Genomic DNA, 22319 nt, shown 5'->3' with positions numbered 1-22319 from the left:
TCGGTGGGTCGGACCCCGCACGTTACTGAGCCGTCAGATGACCTTCCACCGCACCAGCGCCCCCAGCGTCAACGCCCCCGGCACCAGCGGCAGCCACACCGTGATGATCCGGTAGGCCAGCACCACCGCCGTCGCCACCGCCACCGGGCCGCCCGCCGCCACCAGCGCCACGACCAGCGCGGCCTCGACCGAGCCGACCCCGCCCGGCGTGGGCACGAGGGCGACGGCGACGGTCGCCGCCAGATAGGCGAGCGCCATGTGCGTGGGCGGTACGTCCAGGCCCAGGGCGAGCCCCACCAGGACCAGTCCGGTCGCCTGCAGCACGGGGAAGGCCAGCGAACCGCCCCACAGGGCCAGTGCCCGGGACGGCCGGGTGTGCACCGAGCGCGCCTCACCCAGCGCGGTGCGCAGGAAGGCGAGCACCGCGGTGCGCAGCCGGCGTACGAGGGCGAAGACGGCGACGGCCACGACCGCCACCGCGCCGATGACGAGCAACAGCGGGCCCCACGCCCCCTCCGGGAGGAGCGGGCCGAGCCGCAGCGCGTCCGGGAAGGCGATCAGCAGCGCGGCCAGCAGACCGACGCGGGCCACGCTCTCCGCGAGCAGATACAGCGCCAGCGCGGCCGAGGAGCGGGCGAGCGGCAGCCCGCACACCGTCATGAAGCGCAGGTTGACCGCGCTCGCGCCCAGGCCGGTGGGCAGCAGATGGTTGGCCGAGCCCGCCGCGAACTGGGTGACGAGCAGCCGGAGCCTGGGCAGCCGGTCGATCACCGCACCCTGCCGGGTCACCGCCGCCGCGACCCAGGTCAGGCAGGTGGCGCAGGCCGCGGCGACCAGCCACGGCCACTTGGCCGTCGCCAGATGGCCGATGCCCTCGGCGAGCACGGACCGGTGCTCCACCGCGACCACGACGACGAGGACGAGGGGGAGCAGGCACAGCAGCTGGCGGAGCGGGAGACGTCCGAGCAGGCGTCCCGCGGGGAGTCGTACGGCTGTCACACTCGCAGAGGCTCTCCGCGCTGCGACAACGCCGGGTTGCGGGAGCGAGGACGGCGTCTTACGGACCGGCTGCGGACGGCTGCCGGTCTTCGCGAAGCCGCCGATATTGACCTCAACTCCGCTTGAGGTCCTACGTTCCTGGTCATGAGTATGGAGACCACAGCCTGGACACAGCTGTACGGCGTCATGAACGCCCAGCAGGAGCGCCGCCCTTTTGCCCGGGCCACGCTGCGCCGCATCGGCGCCTTCGCCCGCCCGCACCGCCGTAGGATCGCGCTCTTCGTCGTGCTCGGGATGGCGACCGCACTGCTCGCCGTCGCGACGCCGGTACTGGCCGGCCGTGTCGTCGACGCGATCGTGACGGGCGGCGACGAGGGCAGGGTCGTCCGTCTGGCCCTGCTGATCGCCCTGATCGCGGTGGCGGAGGCGGCGCTCGGGATCTTCGCCAGGCGCCTGTCGGCGACGCTCGGCGAGGGGCTCATCCTCGATCTGCGGGCGGCGGTGTTCGATCATGTGCAGCGCATGCCGGTCGCGTTCTTCACACGCACTCGTACGGGAGCGCTCGTCTCCCGTCTCAACAACGACGTGATCGGCGCCCAGCGCGCCTTCAGCAACACGCTCTCCGGAGTGGTCAGCAACCTCGTCACCCTGCTGCTCACCCTCGCCGTGATGCTCACCCTCTCCTGGCAGATCACCCTGCTCGCCCTCCTCCTGCTCCCGGTGTTCGTGATCCCGGCCCGGCGCATGGGCCACCGCATGGCCCACATGCAGCGGGAGGCGGCCACGCTCAACGCGGCGATGGGCACCCGGATGACCGAGCGCTTCTCGGCCCCCGGCGCCACGCTGGTCAAGCTCTTCGGGCGACCGGAGGAGGAGTCGCGGGAGTTCGCGAGCCGGGCCAGGCGGGTGGCCGACATCGGGGTACGGACGGCCACCGCCCAGTCGCTGTTCATCACCGCGCTCACCCTGGTCTCCGCCCTGGCCCTCGCCCTGGTCTACGGCCTCGGCGGCTGGTTCGCCCTGCGCGGCACCCTGGAGCCGGGCGCCGTCGTCGCGCTGGCGCTGCTCCTGACTCGCATGTACGCCCCGCTCACCGCGCTCGCCGGCGCCCGCGTCGAGGTCATGAGCGCCCTCGTCAGCTTCGAGCGCGTCTTCGAGGTGCTCGACCTCAAGCCGCTGATCGAGGAAAAACCGGACGCGAAGAAGGTCCCCGACGGTCCGGTGTCGGTGGAGTTCGACAACGTCCGCTTCGGCTACCCGTCCGCCGACAAGGTCTCCCTCGCCTCCCTGGAGGAGGTGGCGACCCTCGACACGCGCGGCGGCGCCGACGTCCTGCACGGCGTCTCCTTCCGCGCCGAACCCGGGCAGACCGTCGCCCTGGTCGGCTCGTCCGGCGCCGGCAAGTCGACCATCGCCCAACTGCTGCCGCGGCTGTACGACGTGGACGAGGGCGCCGTGCGCCTGGGCGGCGTCGACGTCCGCGACCTGAGCGCCGAGTCCCTGCGCTCCACCCTCGGCATGGTCACCCAGGACGGCCACCTCTTCCACGACACCGTCCGCGCCAACCTGCTGCTCGCCCGCCCCGCCGCCACCGACGCCGAACTCTGGGACGCCCTGCGCCGCTCCCGCCTCGACGCTCTCGTACGGTCCCTGCCCGACGGCCTCGACACCGTGGTCGGCGAGCGCGGCTACCGGCTCTCCGGCGGCGAACGCCAGCGCATGACCATCGCCCGGCTGCTGCTGGCCCGCCAGCGTGTCGTCATCCTCGACGAGGCCACCGCCCACCTGGACAACACCTCCGAGGCCGCCGTCCAGGAGGCGCTCACCGAGGCGCTGCAGGGCAGGACCGCGGTGGTGATCGCCCACCGGCTGTCCACCGTGCGGGCGGCGGACCAGATCCTGGTGGTGGAGGCCGGCCGGATCGTCGAACGCGGCACCCACGAGGAGTTGCTGGCGGCCGGGGGCCGCTACGCCGAGCTGTACCGGACGCAGTTCGAGGAGCGGCAGAGCGATCTCACGGAGGTCGAGACGGCGGCGTAAGCGGAGCCGGCGGAACCACAGGGCGCGTCAACCCCGCAGGATCACACAAAGTCCGACAGGATCATTGATTCATTTCTGTTCGCATCCTAGGGTTCGTTCGGTTTACCAACAGCACCGCACACGATCTGACGCTCCCTCAAGTCCCGTACAGCGCACTGTCGTCCCGAGGAAGGCCACGGTCATGCCGCACGCTCCCGAGTCCTACGCCGGCCATCCGAGCCGCCCCCAAGGCGTGCCCGTCAGCCGGCGCCGCCTGCTGGAGGGCGGAGCCGCCGTCCTCGGCGCGCTCGCCCTGTCCGGATCGTCCGCCGCCACGGCGTACGCGGCCGACGGGGCCGGGGCGGCGGACGGCACCCCGGAGTGGAACGGAAGGATCAACCTCTTCCAGGTGGGCGCCGAGCCACCGCACACCACGCTCATGCCGTACGCGGACGTCAGACAGGCCCTGGCCGCCGACCGCACCCGCTCGCCGTACCGCCTGAGCCTCGACGGCAAGTGGAAGTTCGCCTACGCCGACCGCCCCGACGACCGGGACGCCGACTTCTACCGCACCGACGTCGACGACCGCGACTGGGACACCATCCCGGTCCCCTCCGCCTGGCAGCTGCACGGCTACGACTTCCCCATCTACGTCAACATCACCTACCCGTGGTGGGGCCCCAACGGTCTGGGAGAGGAGCCCCAGCCGCCGAACGCCCCCACCCGGTACAACCCGGTCGGCCAGTACAGACGAACCTTCACGGTCCCGAGGGACTGGTCGGGCCGGCGGACCTTCCTGCACTTCGAGGGCGTGAAGTCGGCCCACTACGTGTGGATCAACGGCGAGTTGGTGGGCTACAAGGAGGACTCCTTCACCCCCGCCGAGTACGACATCACCGAGCACCTGAAGCCCGGCACCAACCAGATCGCAGTGGAGGTGTACCGCTACTCCGACGGCGACTGGCTGGAGGACCAGGACATGATCCGGCTGAGCGGCATCTTCCGCTCGGTCTACCTGTACTCCACCCCGGCCGTGCACCTGCGCGACTTCAAGCTGGACACCCCGCTGAGCGACGACTACACGGCGGCCGCCCTGTCGGTCACCGCGAGCGTGCGCGCCTACGGCGGGAGCGGCGCCGGACAGTACACCGTCGAGACGCAGCTGTACGACGCCTCCGGTCACCCGGTCTGGTCCCGCCCCCTGCAGCAACGTGCCGACGTGGGGGCCGCCGGCGAGGACGTGACCGTACAGGCCGACAAGGCCGTACCCGCGCCGAAGCTCTGGTCGGCCGAGCACCCGCACCTCTACACCGCCGTCCTGCGACTGCGCGACCCGGCCGGAAAGCTGATCGAGACCTTGTCCCACCGCGTCGGCCTGCGCGAGTTCGCGCTCAAGGACGGCCTGATGCGCATCAACGGCAAGCCCGTCTCCCTGCGCGGCACCAACCGGCACGAGATGCATCCCGACCGCGGCATCGCGCTCACCCGCGCGGACATGGTCGAGGACATCACGATCATCAAGCGGCTGAACATGAACACGGTCCGCACCTCGCACTACCCCAACAACCCCATCTGGTACGAACTCGCTGACGAATACGGCCTCTACCTGGTCGACGAGACCAACCTCGAGACGCACGGCATCCGCGGCGAGTACCCCGGCAACCACGCCGACTGGACCGAGGCGTGCGTCGCCCGCGCGCAGAACATGGTCCACCGCGACAAGAACCACGCCTCGGTCGTCATCTGGTCGCTCGGCAACGAGGCGGGCGGCGGCAGCACGTTCGTCGCCATGCGCGACTGGATCAAGTCGTACGACACCACGCGCGTCGTCCAGTACGAGGGCGACGACCGGCCGGCCATCAGCGACATCCGCTCCGAGATGTACGACAGCCCCGCCACCGTCGAGTCCCGCGCGAAGAACACCAGCGACACCCGGCCGTACGTCATGATCGAGTACTCCCACGCGATGGGGAACTCCAACGGCAACTTCAAGAAGTACTGGGACCTGATCCGCCGGTACCCCGTCCTCCAGGGCGGCTGGATCTGGGACTTCGTCGACCAGTCGCTGAGCTGGCCCACCCCGACCCGCAAGCAGTTCACCGAGGCGGGCCCGGGCGCGCTGCACGGCGAGATCCTCGCGCCCAGCGGGACCTTCGACCGCGCCAAGGGCGTCTTCGGCGGCACCGTCTTCGCCCGCGACGCGAGCCTCGATCTCACCGGCTCCCTGACGCTGGAGGCGTGGATCACCCCGCACGTCACCGGCTACCACCAGCCGATCCTCGCCAAGGGCGACACCCAGTACGCGCTGAAGCAGACCGACAAGAACCTCGAGTTCTTCATCTACGGCGGCGGCCAGTGGGCCACCGCGAGCTGGGCCCTGCCCGACGGCTGGACCGGCACCGAGCACCATGTCGCGGGCGTCTTCGACGCGGACGCGGGCAGGCTCACCCTCTACGTCGACGGCGAGGTGAGGGCCACCCGCACCACCACCCAGAGGCCCGCCAGGAACACCGCCTCCCTCGCGCTCGCCACCGACACGGACAATCCCAGTCGGGAGTTCAGCGGCACCATCCGGCGGGCCCGCGTCTACGCCCGTGCCCTGAGCGCCGGCGAGCTGGCCTCGGACAGCCGTGGTCCCGGTGACGACGGGGTGCGATTCTGGTTCGACGCGGCGACGGTCGCGTTCACCGAGAAGCGGCCGAAGGAGAAGACCTTCTTCGCCTACGGCGGCGACTGGGGCGACAACCCCAACGACTTCAACTTCGTCGCGGACGGCATCGTCACCGCCGACCGAGGGCACACCGGCAAGGCCGCCGAGGTCAAGCGGATCTACCAGGCGATCAACGCCGCTCCGTCCTCCGGCGATCGGCTCGCCCCCGGCGCGGCTGTCACCCTCACCAACGAGAACCTGTTCACCAACCTCCGTGAGTTCGACGGGCGTTGGGCCCTCGTCGCCGACGGCGAAGTCGTGCAGCGCGGAAAGCTCAGCCGCGCGCAGCTGGATGTCGCCCCGCTGACCGACAAGGAGATCACGGTGCCCTTCAGGGTGCCGGGCGAGCCGGCGCCGGGCGCGGAGTACTTCCTCGAACTGTCCTTCCGCACCAAGGAGACGACGAAGTGGGCGAAGGCCGGCTTCGAGGTCGCCAAGCAGCAGCTCGCCGTCGACGCGGGCAGCCCGGCGGTGACGCCGACCCCGCTGGGCAGCGTTCCGGCACTGACGTACGAGGACGGGAACGGTGCGGTCACCGTCACGGGCGAGGGCTTCTCCGTCACCGTCGACAAGAAGAGCGGCGTCATCACCTCCTACAAGGCCCGCGGCGCCCAGCTCATCACCTCCGGTCCCGCCCCCAACTTCTGGCGGGCGCCCACCGACAACGATCACGGCAACGGCCAGCACACGCGCAACCAGACCTGGCGCGACGCAGGAGCCAACCGCAAGGTCACGGCCGTCGTGGCGCGCGGGCTGCGGGACAGGGCCGTCGAGATCAAGATCAGCGGAACCCTGCCGACGACCACGGAGTCGACGTACACCACCACCTACACCGTTTTCGGCAACGGCGAGATCAAGGTCGACAACACCCTGCGCCCGGGCGCGGCCTCGCTCCCGTACATCCCGGAGGTCGGCACGCTGCTCTTCCTGCCCGGCCGCCTGGAGAAACTGCACTACTACGGCCGCGGCCCCGAGGAGAACCACTGCGACCGCAACAACGGCACCGACGTGGGCCGCTACTCCGGCACGGTCTCCGGCCAGTGGGAGCCCTACATCCGCCCGCAGGAGAACGGCAACAAGACCGACGTCCGCTGGGTGGCCCTGACCGGCGGCGACGGCACCGGGCTGCTGGTCTGCGGGGAACCGCTCATCGAGTTCAACGCCTCGCACTTCACGCCGGAGGACCTGTCGGTGGGGGCGCGGCACGACTACCAGCTGACGCCGCGCAAGGAGGTCGTACTCCGCATCAGCCAGCGGCAGATGGGAGTGGGCGGCGACAACAGCTGGGGCGCCCACACCCACGACGAGTTCAAGCTCTTCGCGAACCGCGACTACTCCTACACCTACCGGCTGCGCCCGCTGACCGACGTCGACGAGGCGATGGCGGCGTCGCGCAGGCCCACCGCGGGGGAGTGATCCGATGAGACCGGGGTCCCGGCGCACCGCCGGGACCCCGCTGTTTCACGCCTCCCGCAGTGCGGCCCCGATCTGCCGGCGGCGCAGCTCCTCCAGCACGTCCTGTTGCCGTCGGGCCCGTTCGAGCAGGTCGTCGAGGAGGCTCGGGTCGAGGCGTTCCTCGCGGTCGGCGAGTTCACGCAGCGTCTGCCACAGGGCTGTCTTGCCCTCCACTCCCAGCCGCAGCGCCTCCAGTTCCAGCAGCGGGCTCAGCGGAGAACGGTGGACGAGCCGGCCGTTGCTCTTCAACCGCCCCACCCGCTCGGACATCCGCCCCGCGTAGACCTTGTAGTGCCGCACCGGGATGTCGAGCCGTTCCATGAGGTCGATCAGGGTGGCCCGGTCCTCGACGATCTCGGCGGAGAGCGGACCCATCGCCGCAGCGAGGGCCGTACCGCCGTACGACCGCACCATGTGGCGTGCCCGCTCGGCACCGGCGGTGGCACCCGCCAGATGGTCGTTGAGGTAGATGCCCAGAAGAGCGGTACCGGTGTGCCGGGTCTGCAGCGGGTGACGTATCGCGGAGCGAGTTCGGTCGTGCATGGCGTGTCCCTTCCGCCCGGCGGGCCCGGTATTGCGTCAGCCCCGACTCGGATACCTGCACGCCGGGTGCCCGCCGGCCTTTTCCGGAAACGCGGTGCGCCACGCTGTGAGCTCCGGACGAACGCCGACACCAGTGTGGTGGGAGCGGTGCGGGGTACGCGGTGGCCGCACCGGACGCGACACCTGGAGCCTTCATGGAACCGCAGCACGACGCCCCCGGCCCTGGAACCGCCCGCGTGGCCCTGATCACCGGATCCGACTCCGGTATCGGCCGCGCCACCGCTGTCCGGCTCGCGGAGGCGGGCATGGACATCGGCATCACCTGGCACCGCGACGACGCGGGGGCACGACGGACGGCGGACGAGGTACGGGCGACCGGGCGTCGGGCCGCGATCGAGCAGCTGGACCTGACCCGGCTCCCGGAGGCCGCAGGGGTCGTCGACCGGCTGGCCGACGAACTCGGCAGGATCGACGTCCTGGTGAACAACGCCGGGACCGGCACCATGACCCCGTTCCTGGACCTCGACCTCGCCACCGTGCGCCAGGTCGTCGACGTCGATCTGGTCGGACCGTTCCTGTGCGGCCAGCGCGCCGCCCACCGCATGATCGAACAGGGCGGCGGCGGCCGGATCATCAACGTCACCAGCGTCCACGAGCACCAACCGCGCGTGGGCGCGGCGCCGTACTGCGCGGCCAAGGGCGGGCTCGGGCTGCTCACCCAGGTCATGGCGCTGGAACTGGCCGAGCACGGCATCACCGTCAACGCCGTCGCGCCGGGTGAGATCGCCACCCCGATGACGGGCCAGACGGACACCGACGTCACCACCGAACCGCGGCCCGGCGTGCCCTTGGGCCGCCCGGGCGACGCCCGGGAGGTCGCGGCCGTGATCGCCTTCCTCGCCGGTCCGGACGCGTCCTATGTCACGGGCGCCTCATGGGTGGTGGACGGAGGGATGCTCCGGATGGGGCCGCAGGCAGGGTCTCATCTCCCGGACGACTCCTGGCGACGCCCCTGAGCGCACATCAGAGCAGATCGCGTGGCACCCGCTCGTTCCACGTGCGGGAGAAGACACGGCGGTCGGCCTCGTACGCGTCCAGGGTGGCGTCCACGAAGAAGGTCTCCTGGTCACAGCTGAGCTCGGTGTGCGTCACCACCCGTACGTCCCAGTCGCCCCGACGGAAGCTCATGGTCCACGTGGATTCGCCGGTCACCGACGTGAAGTCGTCGGCGATCGACGCATAGCGTTCGTAGGCGCGGCGGCCGGCCTCCAGATCGATGCCGTCGAAGCGGACCGTGCCGCGATCCTTCACGATCTCCAGCTCGGAGTGGTAGCCGACCAGGTCCCGCTTGACCTCCCACCGCTCGTCGGGCGGCGTCACCTGATGCGTGGCGAGCGGCGGTGTGCCTTCGGGCTCCTCGAAGGGGCTCGGCGGCAGGTCATCGGGTTCGTCGACCGGCCGGACCGGCAGGGTGAGCGTGCTGGAGTGCTCGTGGACGCCGAGCAGCGTCGGCTTCGGCGGCGGCCAGGCGAGCGGCCAGTAGGACGTGGAGAGGGAGAGCCGGATGCGGTGACCCGGCGGGAATGCCTGCGCCACTCCGTTCAGCGGGATGGTGGCACGACAGCGTCGGCCCGGTTCCAGCGGCTCGGGGGACTGAGTGCTGTCGCGTCGGGTGAGGTTGAGCAGGCCGTACGAGACGCGGGTCGCGGCACCGTCGGGGCTCACGTCGGACAGGCGCGCGGCCACCATGGCGACCGGCTCGCTGACGGACAGATCGAGCTCCACGCTCGGCGAGCCGAGTATCTCCAGCCGTTCGGTCAGGGGCTCGCTGTCGAAGACTAGGGAACCGCCGTCCTCCTCGCGCTGGTCGTACGGCAGGTCCGGTGGCGCGTTGTAGGAGGCCCACTTGCCCGCGAACTGGCCGACGGACAGCGGCGACCGCACGGTCATCGCGTCGCCGTCGGGCGCCCGCCCCGCGCCGGGCGCGGCCTGCGCGGGCTCTATCCGGTGCCGGGTGAGCGGATGGATGACCGGCCGGATGTGCGGGGACGGCCACTCGGGCTCCCCGACCCAGCGCCCCGGTCGCTCCTCGTAGGAGGTGGAGGGCGGCACGCTGTCCTGCATCCACGTCCGCAGCATGGGACCGTCCATGACGCCGTTGTCGACGTCCTTGAGCCAGTGGTCCCACCACCGCACGACCTCCTGGAGGTAGCCGATGGCGGGCCCCGGCTCGCCGAGGTGGGGGAACTTGTGCGACCAGGGGCCGATCAACCCCTTGCGGGGCACGTCCAGATTGCCGAGCAGCCGGGTCACGGCGTTGGAGTAGCCGTCCGCCCAGCCGCTGGAGGCCAGCACCGGGCAGCGCACACTCTTGTAGTCCTCGCACACCGAGGCGTGCCGCCAGTAGTCGTCGCGGCGCTGGTGACGGAGCCACGGCAGGACCCAGGGCTCCGTGTGCTCCAGCCGTTCGCGCCACATCTCGCGCCAGCGGTCGCCGACCACGGCGGGATCCGGGGGACAGGTGCCGTAGGCGAACATGGTGCCCGCCTCGGCCAGGTTGTCCGACAGCAGGGCGCCGCCCATGTAGTGCATGTCATCGGCGTGCCGGTCGTCGGTGAAGGACGCGATGACGATGGCCTTCAGGCTCGGCGGCCGACGGGCCGCGACCTGGAGCGCCGCGAACGCCCCCCAGGAGATGCCCATCATCCCCGTACCGCCGTCGCACCACGGCTGCTCCGCCAGCCAGGCCAGGACCTCCTCCGCGTCGGCCTGCTCCCGCTCCAGGTACTCGTCCCGTAGCACACCCTCCGAATCGCCGGTGCCACGCAGGTCGACGCGGACGCAGGCGTAGCCGTGCCCGGCGATGTAGGGGTGGTGGATCGAGTCGCGTACGGCCGTCAGGTCGCGTTTGCGGTACGGGATGTACTCCAGCACCGCGGGCACCGGCTCGTGGTCCGAGGAGGTGGGGCGCCAGATGTGCGCGGAGAGCCGGATCCCGTCGGACATGGGGATCGTGACGTGCTCTTCTTCCTTGGTCGCGTACGGCAGGTTGGTCACGTAACGCATGGACCGACGTGCTCCTTACTCTCGTGGCTCTCGCGGGGCTTCCTCGAAGGCGAGGCCCAGGGCGGCCACGCAGTGGTCGTACTTCTGCCGCAGCTCCTCCTCGTTCGCCCCGCCGGTGAAGATGTGCGCCAACTCGTAGCTGTAGCTGTCCTGTTGAGGAAGGTGCGACAGCCTGCTGCCCTCCTCGGGGACCACGTCGATGCGCACGCCCGGGGTCTCCCGCTCGATGCGCGCGATGTCCTCGGGCCCGGGAACACGGCGCACCACGCCGTCGGTGAACCAGCGGTGGTACCACTTCGCCGCCATCGCGTACGGGCCCTCGCGGTGCGGCATGCGCGGGTCCTCGCCGAGAGCGAGGCGGACCATGCAGTGGTGGTTGGGCACACCGTCGACGTACTGGAACAGCTCCGCGTGCGACTGGGAGTGCCGGGGGTTGATCTCCAGCAGGTTGATCTCCTGGGTCCGCGGGTCGTAGAAGTACTCGATGCTGAACGTGGCCGAGTCCATTCCGATCTGTCGCATCACGCGCTCGCTGACGTCGTGGAGCTGTGCGATGACCGGTTGCGGCAGGGTCGAGGGGTACTGATGGCGCAGAAAGCACGGCGAATCGGGGTAGTTGATGGAGTCCAGGACCCCGTAGACCGTCACCTCGCCCCGGTGGACGTATCCCTCCACGGCGACCTGGACCCCGGACATCGCCTCCTCCGCCAGGCAGACCTGGCCGCCGACGCCGTCCATCTCCGGCGGCAGGCCGATGCGGTCGAGGACATGCTCGAAGGGGCGGCCGATCCGACCCATGCCCTCGCGTATCTCGGCGACGGCCGCGCGGAACTCCTCGTCGTCCCCGACACCGAAGGCGAGTTCGGAGGAGTACGAGAGCGCGGGCTTGACCCACATCGGGAACCCGACCTTCTCGGGCGGCCGCGGCGGCTCGGCCGTCAGGTCGACCCTGCCGAAGCGCGGGTGGCGGTCGGTGACCTTCTGCTGCTCCAGCCGGCTCCAGTACTTGTGCTCGCACTTCACCACCGACTCCAGACTGGTGCTGCGGGTGCCGTAACGCTCGCTCAGAATCGGGACGAGGGTGCTGACCGGGAAGTCCCAGTACCCCACGATCGCGTCGACACTTCCCTCGAAGGCGTCCAGCACGGACTGCGCCTTGTCGATCAGAGCGGGCAACCGCACCTCGCCGACCTGCAGTTCATCGATCGTCAGCAACTGGTGGAAGCACAGCGCCTCCGCTCCCGGGATCTGCCGGAGGGTCGGCAGATTCGCCTCGTCGAGCCCGATCACGAAGACGTTCCTCACCTTCTCGTCAGGCACGGCTGCTTCTCCTTCCCACCCGGCGGGACGCCGGTCTCGCGAAGATCGTCTGAGTACCCGTGCGCACGCAGGCCATTCCTTCTCCGCCCGCGATCACCGCCGTTGGCCGTCACCGGCAGCACCCCCTCGGCCGAACGTCGCTCGATCGCGGCGTGATCGACCTGTGACGCCCGCAGGCGCAACCGGTGATGTTGTAATGTGCGTCGGCCTGTAGGGCCACGCCGAGCCGATACCGAGCGCACATCCGTCCGCAGTACCGGGCGCGGGGCGGTGCGGCCACGCGGACGAGCGAAACAGGGGGAGACGATCATGGAGAACTTGCGGCCCGGCGATCCCACGCAGGTCGGGGACTACCGGCTGCTCCGACGGCTCGGGGCCGGGGGCATGGGGCAGGTGTTCCTCGGGCGGTCGCAGCGGGGCCGCACGGTCGCCGTGAAGCTGGTCCATGCGCAGTTGGCGTACGACGCGGAGTTCCGCCGCAGGTTCCGCGCGGAGGTGGCCGCGGCGCGGCGGGTGGGCGGGGAGTGGACGGCGCCGGTCCTGGACGCCGACACCGAGGCGGACACGCCCTGGGTCGCCACCGGGTATGTCGCCGGCCCCACACTGCACCAGGCGGTGACCGAGGTCTGCGGACCGCTGCCGGAGCAGTCGGTGTGGCACCTGGCCGCCGGTCTGGCACGTGCCCTGCAGAGCATTCACGGCTGCGGGCTGGTGCACCGCGACCTCAAGCCGTCGAACGTCATGCTGACGGTCAACGGTCCCCGGGTGATCGACTTCGGTGTCGCCCGCGCGGCGGACGCCAGCGTGCTGACCCGCACCGGTGCGATGGTCGGCTCTCCGGGGTACATGTCGCCCGAGCAGATCCTGGGCAGCGAGATCACCGGGCTGAGCGACGTGTTCAGCCTCGGCCTGGTGCTGGTGTTCGCCGCTACGGGCCGACAGGCATTCGGCGGACCGGACAGCGGCGCCCACGCGATCATGCTGCGGGCGACCGAGGACGAGCCGGACCTGGAGGGCATGCCCGAGCCGCTCGCCGAGCTCGTGGGGCGGTGCCTCGCCAAGGGGCCCGAGGACCGGATTCCGCTGTCCGAGATCGTGGCAACGGCCGAGGCAGCCACGGCGGATGCCACGTCGGACGCGTGGCTTCCGGGCGCCCTTATGGCGGAGCTCGGCCGGCACGCCGCCGGCCTCCTCGACCTCGAGGAGGCACCACCGCCGACCCAGGTCGACAGACCGTCCGCGGGCCGTGGCGGGGATGACGTGCACGCCCTGCCGACCATGCAGGGCGGGCGCGTCCCGCCTCCGCCGCCGGGCACTCCGACGCCGGTACCCGCGCCGGGCACTCCGACGCCCGCACCGATGCCCCCGGTACCCACGCCGACGCCCACCCCCATGCCGCCGATGCCGACACCACGGGCAACGGTGGCCACGCCGCCGATGCCCCCGGTACCGGGCGGTTTCCAGCCGGGCGGCCGCCGCAGGAGCCGGGTCGGCTCCGTGCTGTTCGCTTTGGCCGCCGTCGCCGCACTCGCCATCGTCCTGGCCGTGAAGCTCCCCGGCCTCAAAGGGAACGAGAACTCGGGCGACTCGGGGGCGTCCGGGTCGCCGAAGGCGTCCCCTGCCGACTACAAGGGCAAGTGGACCGGCAACGTCCGCGAGTCGGACGGCGACCTCTACTCGATCAAGGTGGACTACAAGGGCGGGAAGCTCGGCGACCAGGTGGCCACCGTCGCCTACCCGTCGCTGGCGTGCAGCGGCAGATGGATCCTCACCATGGACACCGGCTCCTCGGTGCAGGTCCGCGAGGAGATCACCAAGGAGAGCAGCCCGTTGAACTGCGTCGACGAAGTCGATGTGGTCCTTACCCCGTCGGGCGACGGGAGTCTGCACTACAAGGTGACGAGCGCGGAGGACGCCGGAACGCTGCGGCGCAGCAAGTGACCGACTGGGGTGCGGACATCAGTCCGGCAGCGGCAGTGGAGGAAGCTGCTGGTACTCGGACCGGCCCCGGTTGAGCACGGAGATCGTCGCGGCGGTCAGCCACGGCACGGTCGGCCCGGACAGCCGCATCGGCTCCCACTGCTGGTAGTCGGTGAACAACGCCCACTGATCGAGCACGGGAAGGAAGCTGACGATCTCGTGGTGCCGAAGCGTCACCCAACGGTTCTCGGCCGCGACGTGCAGCAACATGCGACGGTCGGTGAGGATCGCGCGGCAGGGGGAGAAGTCGCGCCACTGCGCCTGCGCCATCGCCTGCGCCCGGCTGCGGGCGCTGTTGTTGGCGATCGCGTCCCCGACCAGCCCGGCGGCGACGAACAGGGGTGACCCGAAGTAGAAGCCCGAGCGCTGGTTGTAGGTCACATTCGTGCCGTAGAAGCGCGCGTAGTCCGCTGATACGTCGCCGTATGCGATCTCACCCACTTCGAGCAGCACACCTGGAGTGGCGATCGGAGCCAACTCCCCGCCGCCGCTGAGGTGTCGGTGGAGAGAGCACGCGGCCTCCCAGCCCTGCTGGTGAAGGGCGTGCAGGTGATCGTCAGCTGAATTCCGATGCGGCACTGCCCCTCGCCCCCCACTGCGACACAGAACGGGTGGATCTCCGTTCGCCCCCATAATGCCAGGTGAGGTACGCCGGTGACGGGGCTCTCAATGCGGTCCGCAGTGCCGTTCCGTACGCTGGTCGCGCCTGTCGACACCGAGGGCAGAGCAGAGTGAAACCGCCCTTGACCTGCACCAGCAGGCAGGGAGCCGAACTGCAGGAGCGCTCAAGTGCTGCGTACTCTCTTCAAGTCCAAGATCTGACGCTGGGTCATCTCTGCAGGTCAGAGGTGTGATAGCCGAGTTGAGGTCAGCAAATGGTCAGCATCGGGCGCAGGGCGTCCTGGCGTTGCTGACTTTCGTGATGGGCCGTCAGTTCCCGGGTGATGGCTGTCCGGGCATGTGCGCAGGTGGCGACCAGAAGAAGCCCAAGTCGCGAGCGCCGGGGCGGCCGCGCATATCCGGGGGTGCCGAGCCATGGTCAGAGGTTTTTGACGGAAGTGACCTGCCTGCGCGTGGTCGATGCCTCTGATGTCAGGCTCTTCCGGCTAATCCGGCGCGCTACGGCCGCGTCGGGGTTTGGGTGACGGCCTCGGCTCAATTGAACGCGGGTATGACTTCCTGGATGCACTTTCAGGGCCGCCCCAAGACCACCCCCCTGAATGTGCGAAGCTGGTTTTCTGATCACGAGGAAGAAGCTTTTCCGTGTCGGCGTCGAGGCCACGACGTCAGCCGGGTGCACGCCCCCGGAGGCCCAATCTGTGTCGCGCCCGGTGACGCCCTGCCGTCGGCGCCGTTCCGAGGCTGGGAGCGGTGAATGCAGATGAGCTTCGATGCCCCGAACCCCAAGCCGACCGGTGCCGACAACGGGCCGGCCGTCTCCCGCCGGGAGTTCGACGCGCTCTTCGACGCGGTTCGCGCATGGGGTCGCTGGTCCCCGGCCGACCGTGGCGCCTGGAACCGTGTCACCGCGGACCTTGTGCGGGAGGCCGCGGCCGGCGTGCGGTCAGGGATCGTCGTCCCGCTGGCGCTGCCCTGGAACACCCGACCCGGTCCCGGCAACCGCAAGCCCGCCCTGCACCACATGACCGACCTCGGTGACGTGGAGGCGCCGGAACCCTCCACCCACAAGGACTTCATCGCCGCCGACTACCACGGCAAGGGCATCACGCATCTCGACGCACTGTGCCACATCGCCTACCGGGGGCAGCTCTACGACGGGCGCACGGCACACGAGGTCGTCGATGCCACAGGCGCCCGCTTCGGTGCGGTGTCGACGCTCGGGCCCCTCGTCACGAGAGGCGTGCTCCTCGACCTCCCCGCCGTGCTCGGGATCCCCTGGCTGGAGCCGGGGCAAGCGGTGCACGCCAAGGACATCGTTGCTGCGGAGAAGGCGCTCGATGTGACGATCGGCGAGGGCGACGCAGTACTGCTGCGCTCCGGGCACGTCCGCCGCCGCGAGGAGCTCGGTGCCTGGGACCCCGACACGGCGAGCGCGGGATTTCACGTGGACGCCGTGCCGCTGCTGGCCGAGCGTGGCATCGCGCTGCTCGGCGGAGACGGCGACAGCGATGTACGACCCTCGCCCGTGGACGGTGTGCACTCGCCGGTCCACGCCCTGGCCTTGGCCGCGATGGGGGTGCCGCTGCTGGACAACCTGGACCTGGAGGAGCTCTCCGCCGCCACTGCCGAGGCGGGGCGGCATGAGTTCCTGCTCGTCGTGGCGCCGCTGAACGTACCGGGAGGGACGGGCTCGCCCGTCAATCCGGTCGCGGTCCTGTGACAGACCCGGTCCGGTTACCGTGCGTGAGGAACCTTGCGAATCATGACTAGTGCCCCTGGTGCCGCTAATGCCCGTATCCTCGTCAATGCCAGATATTTCCGAAGAGTGGATTGTCGAAGGCGTGAGGCGAAGCGTGGATCGGTCCGGCGGCGAACCGATACCGGCGGGGCGTGCGACAGGCGGCACGGGGCCCGCCCGTTTCCGCGAGCGGTTTCTGCAGGGTGATCCGGTCGGGGCGGGTGTGCGAACCTCGATCCTGAATTCCTGGCAGCGCTGCCGGACCCTGGGGCTGTCGCCGGACCAGACCGACCTTCCCTACCGGGCGGACTTCGATCCGGACGGACGGATAGTCCACGCAGCCGTGCCGGTGCTCGACCGCCTGCAGTCCACATTCGCCGGCAGCGCGATGAACATCTCCGTCGCCGATGCGAGCGGGACGGTGCTCCTGCGCCGTTTCGGAGAGGCGTCGCTGGCCAGAACTCTGCCGGCCATCCAGAGCGTCCCGGGGTTCGTGTTCGCCGAGCAGGTCGCCGGTACCAACGGCATCGGTCTTGCCTTGGCGGAGCGGCAGCTCATCCGGGTCTATGGTGCTGAGCACTTCGCCGAGCGCTCCCAAGGCAGCGCCTGCCGCGCGCTTCCCCTCCGCGACCCCCTCAGTGGCCGCATCGAGGGCGCTCTGTGCTTCGGCTATCCCCGCAGCGCCGATGATCCGGCGCTGGACGCCGTGATACGCAAGGCGGCCGAGGCTATCGAGCGGCGGCTGCTGGGGCAGAGTTCCGCACGTGAGCGCGCTCTGCTTCGGGCCTACCGGGCCACCGGAGCCGAGGCCGCTGCAAGCCTTCAGCATCGCATCGGGGTGGAGGAACTGGCCCTGGAGCTGCACCCCCGCGACCGGGCGATCCTCATGGAGAAGGCCGCCGAGTTGATCTCCCGCGCACAGCGGGCCGCCGTCGACGTGCCCCTGCCCGACGGCCGACGGGTCACGCTCGTGAGCCGCCTGATGACGAGTGTCTCCGGAGTGGAGGGCATCGCCGTCGAGGCCGTTCTCCCCGGCCCCGCACTTCGCGCGCCTCGCGCCATCCCGCACCAGGTCGACGAGCCGCTGGGCTTCCCCGCCGAACCTGCCGTCGCCTCTGTCCTCCCGCTCTCCGGGGCCGTTCCCATCACCGTGGCATCCGGGCATCTCTCCCTCGTCCCACCGTCCGGGCAGCATCCTCCCGAGACGGCACCCGACCTGCCCGCCGAGGCCGGCGAGGGCCTCACTACCACCGGCACCGACGGCGTGACGGACGATCGGCCCGACTCCCCGCCCTCCGCCAGAGGACTCGTGATGGTGGGGGAGCCGCACGTGGGGACGTACGCCCTGGCCGCGCGGCGCCGCCTGGAGTTGCTGTCCGAGGCCAGCGTCCACATCGGCACCACCCTGGACGTGCGCCGCACGGCCCGGGAACTCGCCGAGACTGCGGTGCCGCGACTGGCCGACTTCGTCACCATCGACCTGCCCGAGGCCGTACTGCGCGGCGAGGAGTCCGCCGATCCACGCAGTGACCTGCGCCGTGCGGTGGTTCACGGCATTCGCGACGGCTGTCCCTTCAGCCCGGTGGGCAAGCGCATCGACTACGGCCCGACGACGCCGCAGACGCGGTGTCTGACGAGTGGGCAGGCAGTGCTGGAACCGGACCTGCAGGCCGCCGCGGGCTGGTTCGCACAGGACCCCGAGCACTCCGAACAACTGCTGAGCCACGTCCACTCCCTCATCGCGGTGCCCCTGGTCGCCCGCGGCGTCGTGCTGGGGGTCGCCGGTTTCTATCGGGCGGAGGATCCCGCCCCCTTCGGAGACGACGACCGCTCGCTGGCGCAAGAGCTCGCCACCCGCGCCGCGCTGTCCATCGACAACGCCCGCCGCTACACGCGCGAACGCACCATGGTCCTGGCCCTGCAGCGCAGCCTGCTGCCGCACGGACAGCCCGACCAGGACGCCGTCGAGGTCGCCCACCGTTACCTGCCCGCCGAATCCGACGTCGGGGGAGACTGGTACGACGTCATCCCCCTGTCCGGCACCCGCGTCGGCCTCTTCGTCGGTGATGTCGTCGGCCACGGTTTGTTGTCCGCCGCCACCATGGGCCGGGTGCGAACCGCCGCACGCAGCTTCGCCGAGCTCGACTTTCCCCCCGACGAGGTCCTCACCCACCTCGACAACCTCGTGGGACGCCTGGACCGGGAGGAGCCCGCCGCCGAGGGCGCCGGCATCATCGGCGGGACCTGTCTGTACGCGATCTACGACCCGACCTCGCAGCAGTGCACCATGGCCCGCGCCGGCCACCCCCCGCCCGCTCTGGTCCGCCCCGACGGCACGGTGTCGTTCCCCGACCTGCCCGCCGGGCCCCCGCTCGGCCTCGGAGGTCTGCCCTTCGAAGCCGCCGAGATCCACCTCCCCGAAGGCAGCCAGCTGGTCCTCTACACCGACGGACTCATCGAGGACCGGCACCGCGACGTCGACATGGTCCTCGATCAGCTGCGCGAGGTCCTGGCCCACCCGGAGCGCGGACCCGACGAGACCTGCCAGGCGGTCCTCGACACCGTGGCGCCGCCCCACCCCTACGACGACATAGCCCTGCTCGTGGCCCGCACCCACGCCCTGGACCCGGGGCGGATCGCCACCTGGGATCTGCCCGCGGATCCGGCCCTCGTCAGTGAGGTCCGCTCCTCCGCCACCCGGCAACTGGCCGACTGGGGGCTCGACGAGGTCGCGTTCACCGCTGAACTGATGCTCAGTGAGCTGGTCACGAACGCCATCCGCCACGGCGCGGGGCCCATCCGGGTACGGCTGCTCCACGACCGCACCCTGATCTGCGAGGTCTCCGACACCAGCAACACCGCCCCACATCTGCGCAGGGCAGCCACCACCGACGAGGGCGGTCGCGGCCTGTTCCTCGTCGCCCAGCTGGCAGAGAGCTGGGGCACGCGCTACACACCGGAGGGCAAGGTCATCTGGGCCGAATGCGGGCTCGACGCCGTCTGAGGGACTGAAGAGCAGGGTGGCCCACTGGACCGTTGGAGTCACAGAGAGCAGCAAAATGCCTGAAATGCCGTGATGTTCCCGGCTAGGCTCACTGACGCAAGTCGGGAAGAACTCACCAGTCCGACCCCCGGAGATGTCCGTGCACGACGCTCACGACACCTCTGCGCAGGCGGTCCCACCCATCGGGGCGGGGCCCCTGGTCCGTATCCGCGGGCTCTCCAAGCGGTTCGGCGGGACCCTCGCGCTGGCCGGGGTCGACCTCGACGTCCACACCGGTAGCGTCCTCGCCCTCCTCGGTCCCAACGGAGCCGGAAAGTCCACGCTCATCAAGGTCCTCGCCGGCGTCCACCACGCCGACGCCGGGCAGATCACCGTGGCCGGGCAGCCGCTGGGCAGCCATGCCGCCTCCGGGAGCATGTCCTTCATCCACCAGGACCTCGGCCTCGTGGAATGGATGACGGTCGCCGAGAACATCGCCCTGAGCACCGGGTATCCGCGCCGCGCCGGACTGATCTCCTGGCGGCGGACCCGAGAGCGGTGCACCGAGGCACTGGCGATCGTCGCCGGACATCTCGATCCCGACGCCCCGATCGCCCACCTTCCCCCGGCCGAGCGCTCCCTGGTCGCCATCGCACGAGCCCTGGCGGCACGGGCGCAGCTCATCGTCCTCGACGAACCGACCGCCCGCCTCCCGGCCGCCGACTGTGCCCGGCTGTTCCGCGTCCTGCACGCCCTGCGCGACCGGGGGCACGGCATCCTCTACGTCAGCCACCGCCTGGACGAGGTGTACGAGGTCGCCGACACCTTCGCCGTCCTGCGCGACGGCCACCTCGTCAGCCACGGCTCCCTGGCGGACCGCACCCCGGCCCGCCTGGTGCATGACATCATCGGCGAGGAACTGCCCGGCCTCCCCCACTCTCGGCTTCGCGCGAGCGGGGGGACCCCCACCCCCGCCACGGCCCCGGCCGGCGGCCCGGCCGTCCTGACCCTCGACGGCGTACGGACATCCGGTACAGGACCGGTGGACCTGGAGCTCAGGGTCGGAGAAGTCCTCGGTCTGGTCGGCCTCTCCGGCGCCGGACACATGGCCCTGGGGCGAGCCCTCGCGGGTTGCCGGCCCCTTCTCGGCGGACGCGCCGTCCTCGGCGGCCGCCCGTACAGTCCGCGCACGGTCGCCGACGCCGTCGGGCTCGGTGTCGCCTTCGTGCCCGGTGACAGGCAGCGTGAGGGCTGCCTCGCCGACCTGACCGTAAGGGAGAACCTCCTGGCCAACCCCCGCGCGGGAGGCCGGTCGGCGCCGCGCTGGATCAGTCCCCGCCGCGAACGCGGCGAGGCCACCACTCTGATCGAACGGTTCTCGGTGCGTCCCCGCGACAGCGAGGCGCCCATCGCCACCCTGTCGGGCGGAAACCAGCAGAAGGTCATGATCGGCCGGTGGCTCCGGGTGGAGCTGCGCCTGCTGATCCTCGAGGAACCGACGGCGAGCGTGGACATCGGTGCCAAGGCCGCGATCCACCGCCTGCTCGACGAGGCGCTGGCCGCCGGCCTCGCCGTCCTCCTCATCTCCACCGACTTCGAGGAGGTCGCGGGGGTGTGCCGACGTGCTCTGGTCTTCGTCCGCGGGACCGTGGCAGCCGAGCTGAGCGGTCCGGCTCTCACGGTCGCGGGGCTCACCCGGGCGGCCTCGGCCATGCCCCCCTCCGGAACCGCGACGAACCCGTGACCGCCCCGCCCTCCCCGTCCTCGCCCCGGAGGCAGCCACGTCGACCGGGCCTGCTGAGCCGACTCGGCCGACGGGCCGGGCCGGGCCGACCCGGCGGGCACCTCATCGGCGCATACGGCCTCCTGGCCCTTACCGCCCTGCTCTTCCTGATCTTCTCCCTCGCTCTGCCGCGTACCTTTCCCACCCGGGACACCGTCGACTCGATCCTGTCCAACCAGTCGATCCCGGCCATCCTCGCGCTCGCCGCCATGGTCCCCATCGTGACCGGCGCGTTCGACCTCTCCATCGGCTACGGCCTCGGCCTGGCGCACGTCATGGTGATGCAACTCGTCGCGGTCAGCGGGTGGCCCTGGCCGCTCGCCTGCCTCGCGGTGATCGTCGGAGGGGGCGTCGTGGGCGTCCTCAACGGTGTCATCGTCGAGTTCGGGCGGATCGACTCGTTCATCGCCACGCTCGGGACCGGCAGCATGCTGTACGCGCTGACCGGCTGGATCACCGACGGCGGCCGGATCGTTCCCGGTCCGCAAGGCCTCCCGGCCGCCTTCACCGACATCTACAACTCCACGTTCCTCGGCCTTCCGGTCCCCGCCTTCTACGTGCTCGCGCTCGCGGTCGCCCTCTGGCTGGTGCTTGAGCGGCTGCCGCTCGGCCGGTACCTGTACGTCGTCGGGTCCAACCCGCGCGCCGCCGACCTCGTCGGCATCCCGATCCGCAAGTACACCGTCTACGCCTTCGCCGCATCGGGGCTGATCGTCGGCTTCGCCGGCGTGCTGCTCGCGGCCCAGCAGCAGATCGGCAATCCGAGCGTCGGCCTCGACTACCTGCTGCCCGCCTTCGTCGGCGCCCTCCTCGGCTCCACCGCGATCAAACCCGGCCGCCCCAACGCGATGGGCACGGTGGTCGCCGTCGCCGTCCTCGCCGTCGGCCTCACCGGGATCGGGCAGATGGGCGCCGACTTCTGGACGATCCCGTTGTTCCACGGTGGCACCCTGCTCCTCGCCGTCGGCCTGGCCGGTTACGCCGCTCGCCGCCGGCTGCGCACCGGTGCCGTCGCGGCCCGCGATTCGCCCGCCGGGACCCCTGAGCCGCCGTCACCCCCGAGGCAGGAGGACGGCCCGTCGGGCAGCACTCCATGACCCAC

Annotated in this window: 13 protein-coding genes; 8 read left to right on the top strand and 5 right to left on the bottom strand. The window is 70.7% G+C overall.

Annotation, left to right across the window (positions count from 1 at the left end; all coding sequences use genetic code 11):
- Positions 1-33: 33 nt before the first annotated feature.
- Positions 34-999, bottom strand: a complete 966-nt coding sequence (locus ACIREI_RS12015) for a YbhN family protein (protein ID WP_403330784.1) — start codon at positions 997-999, stop codon at positions 34-36.
- Between the two features lie 150 nt (positions 1000-1149).
- Between ACIREI_RS12015 and ACIREI_RS12010 the strand changes: the two genes are divergently transcribed.
- On the top strand, positions 1150-3039 hold the full coding sequence (locus ACIREI_RS12010; protein WP_403330913.1) for an ABC transporter ATP-binding protein: 1890 nt from the start codon (positions 1150-1152) through the stop codon (positions 3037-3039).
- Positions 3040-3220: 181 nt separating this feature from the next.
- On the top strand, positions 3221-7144 hold the full coding sequence (locus tag ACIREI_RS12005; protein ID WP_403330781.1) for a glycoside hydrolase family 2 TIM barrel-domain containing protein: 3924 nt from the start codon (positions 3221-3223) through the stop codon (positions 7142-7144).
- 45 nt (positions 7145-7189) lie between these two features.
- On the opposite strand, the gene ACIREI_RS12000 is transcribed toward ACIREI_RS12005, so the two are convergent.
- Positions 7190-7726, bottom strand: a complete 537-nt coding sequence (locus tag ACIREI_RS12000) for a hypothetical protein (protein ID WP_403330778.1) — start codon at positions 7724-7726, stop codon at positions 7190-7192.
- A gap of 194 nt (positions 7727-7920) precedes the next feature.
- On the opposite strand from ACIREI_RS12000, the gene ACIREI_RS11995 reads away from it, so the two are divergent.
- Positions 7921-8742 (top strand): SDR family oxidoreductase, encoded by an 822-nt coding sequence (locus tag ACIREI_RS11995; protein ID WP_403330777.1) that lies wholly within the window; start codon positions 7921-7923, stop codon positions 8740-8742.
- A gap of 7 nt (positions 8743-8749) precedes the next feature.
- On the opposite strand, the gene ACIREI_RS11990 is transcribed toward ACIREI_RS11995, so the two are convergent.
- Together ACIREI_RS11990 and ACIREI_RS11985 are read right to left on the bottom strand one after the other, a co-directional pair.
- Entirely contained in the window at positions 8750-10792 is a 2043-nt protein-coding gene (locus ACIREI_RS11990) for a CocE/NonD family hydrolase (RefSeq protein WP_403330774.1), read from the bottom strand.
- Positions 10793-10807: 15 nt separating this feature from the next.
- Positions 10808-12112 carry an acetyl-CoA carboxylase biotin carboxylase subunit family protein gene (locus ACIREI_RS11985; protein ID WP_403330771.1) on the bottom strand — a complete coding sequence of 435 codons (1305 nt, stop codon included), beginning with the start codon at positions 12110-12112 and terminating at the stop codon, positions 10808-10810.
- Positions 12113-12421: 309 nt separating this feature from the next.
- Here ACIREI_RS11985 and ACIREI_RS11980 point away from each other — a divergent pair, with 309 nt between their 5' ends.
- Positions 12422-14053, top strand: coding sequence for a serine/threonine-protein kinase (locus ACIREI_RS11980; RefSeq protein WP_403330768.1), 1632 nt, complete (start codon positions 12422-12424; stop codon positions 14051-14053).
- Positions 14054-14071: 18 nt separating this feature from the next.
- On the opposite strand, the gene ACIREI_RS11975 is transcribed toward ACIREI_RS11980, so the two are convergent.
- Positions 14072-14533: a hypothetical protein gene (locus ACIREI_RS11975; protein ID WP_403330765.1), complete on the bottom strand. Its 462-nt coding sequence runs from the start codon at positions 14531-14533 to the stop codon at positions 14072-14074.
- 934 nt (positions 14534-15467) lie between these two features.
- On the opposite strand from ACIREI_RS11975, the gene ACIREI_RS11970 reads away from it, so the two are divergent.
- The 4 genes from ACIREI_RS11970 to ACIREI_RS11955 all read left to right on the top strand — a co-directional run bounded on the left by ACIREI_RS11970 (position 15468) and on the right by ACIREI_RS11955 (position 22314).
- On the top strand, positions 15468-16433 hold the full coding sequence (locus ACIREI_RS11970) for a cyclase family protein (protein ID WP_403330762.1): 966 nt from the start codon (positions 15468-15470) through the stop codon (positions 16431-16433).
- A 133-nt stretch (positions 16434-16566) separates the two neighbouring features.
- Positions 16567-19455 (top strand): SpoIIE family protein phosphatase, encoded by a 2889-nt coding sequence (locus tag ACIREI_RS11965; RefSeq protein WP_403330910.1) that lies wholly within the window; start codon positions 16567-16569, stop codon positions 19453-19455.
- A 139-nt stretch (positions 19456-19594) separates the two neighbouring features.
- Complete coding sequence (locus ACIREI_RS11960; RefSeq protein WP_403330759.1) at positions 19595-21178, top strand: sugar ABC transporter ATP-binding protein; 1584 nt, start codon at positions 19595-19597, stop codon at positions 21176-21178.
- Positions 21175-22314 (top strand): ABC transporter permease, encoded by a 1140-nt coding sequence (locus ACIREI_RS11955; protein WP_403330756.1) that lies wholly within the window; start codon positions 21175-21177, stop codon positions 22312-22314. Before ACIREI_RS11960 ends, ACIREI_RS11955 begins: the two co-directional genes overlap by 4 nt.
- The last annotated feature ends 5 nt before the right edge of the window (positions 22315-22319 follow it).

This window comes from Streptomyces sp. NPDC093591, from assembly GCF_044764885.1.
Taxonomy (GTDB): Bacteria; Actinomycetota; Actinomycetes; order Streptomycetales; family Streptomycetaceae; genus Streptomyces.
This window is presented reverse-complemented; position numbering and strand designations above follow the sequence as displayed.

Bases quoted from the DNA above. Each gene is read 5' to 3' on its own strand.
- ACIREI_RS12005 (WP_403330781.1), top strand. From the start codon at position 3,221: ATGCCGCACGCTCCCGAGTCCTACGCCGGCCATCCGAGCCGCCCCCAA.
- ACIREI_RS11980 (WP_403330768.1), top strand. From the start codon at position 12,422: ATGGAGAACTTGCGGCCCGGCGATCCCACGCAGGTCGGGGACTACCGG.
- ACIREI_RS11990 (WP_403330774.1), bottom strand. From the start codon at position 10,792: ATGCGTTACGTGACCAACCTGCCGTACGCGACCAAGGAAGAAGAGCAC.
- ACIREI_RS11995 (WP_403330777.1), top strand. From the start codon at position 7,921: ATGGAACCGCAGCACGACGCCCCCGGCCCTGGAACCGCCCGCGTGGCC.
- ACIREI_RS11970 (WP_403330762.1), top strand. From the start codon at position 15,468: ATGCAGATGAGCTTCGATGCCCCGAACCCCAAGCCGACCGGTGCCGAC.
- ACIREI_RS12000 (WP_403330778.1), bottom strand. From the start codon at position 7,726: ATGCACGACCGAACTCGCTCCGCGATACGTCACCCGCTGCAGACCCGG.
- ACIREI_RS12010 (WP_403330913.1), top strand. From the start codon at position 1,150: ATGGAGACCACAGCCTGGACACAGCTGTACGGCGTCATGAACGCCCAG.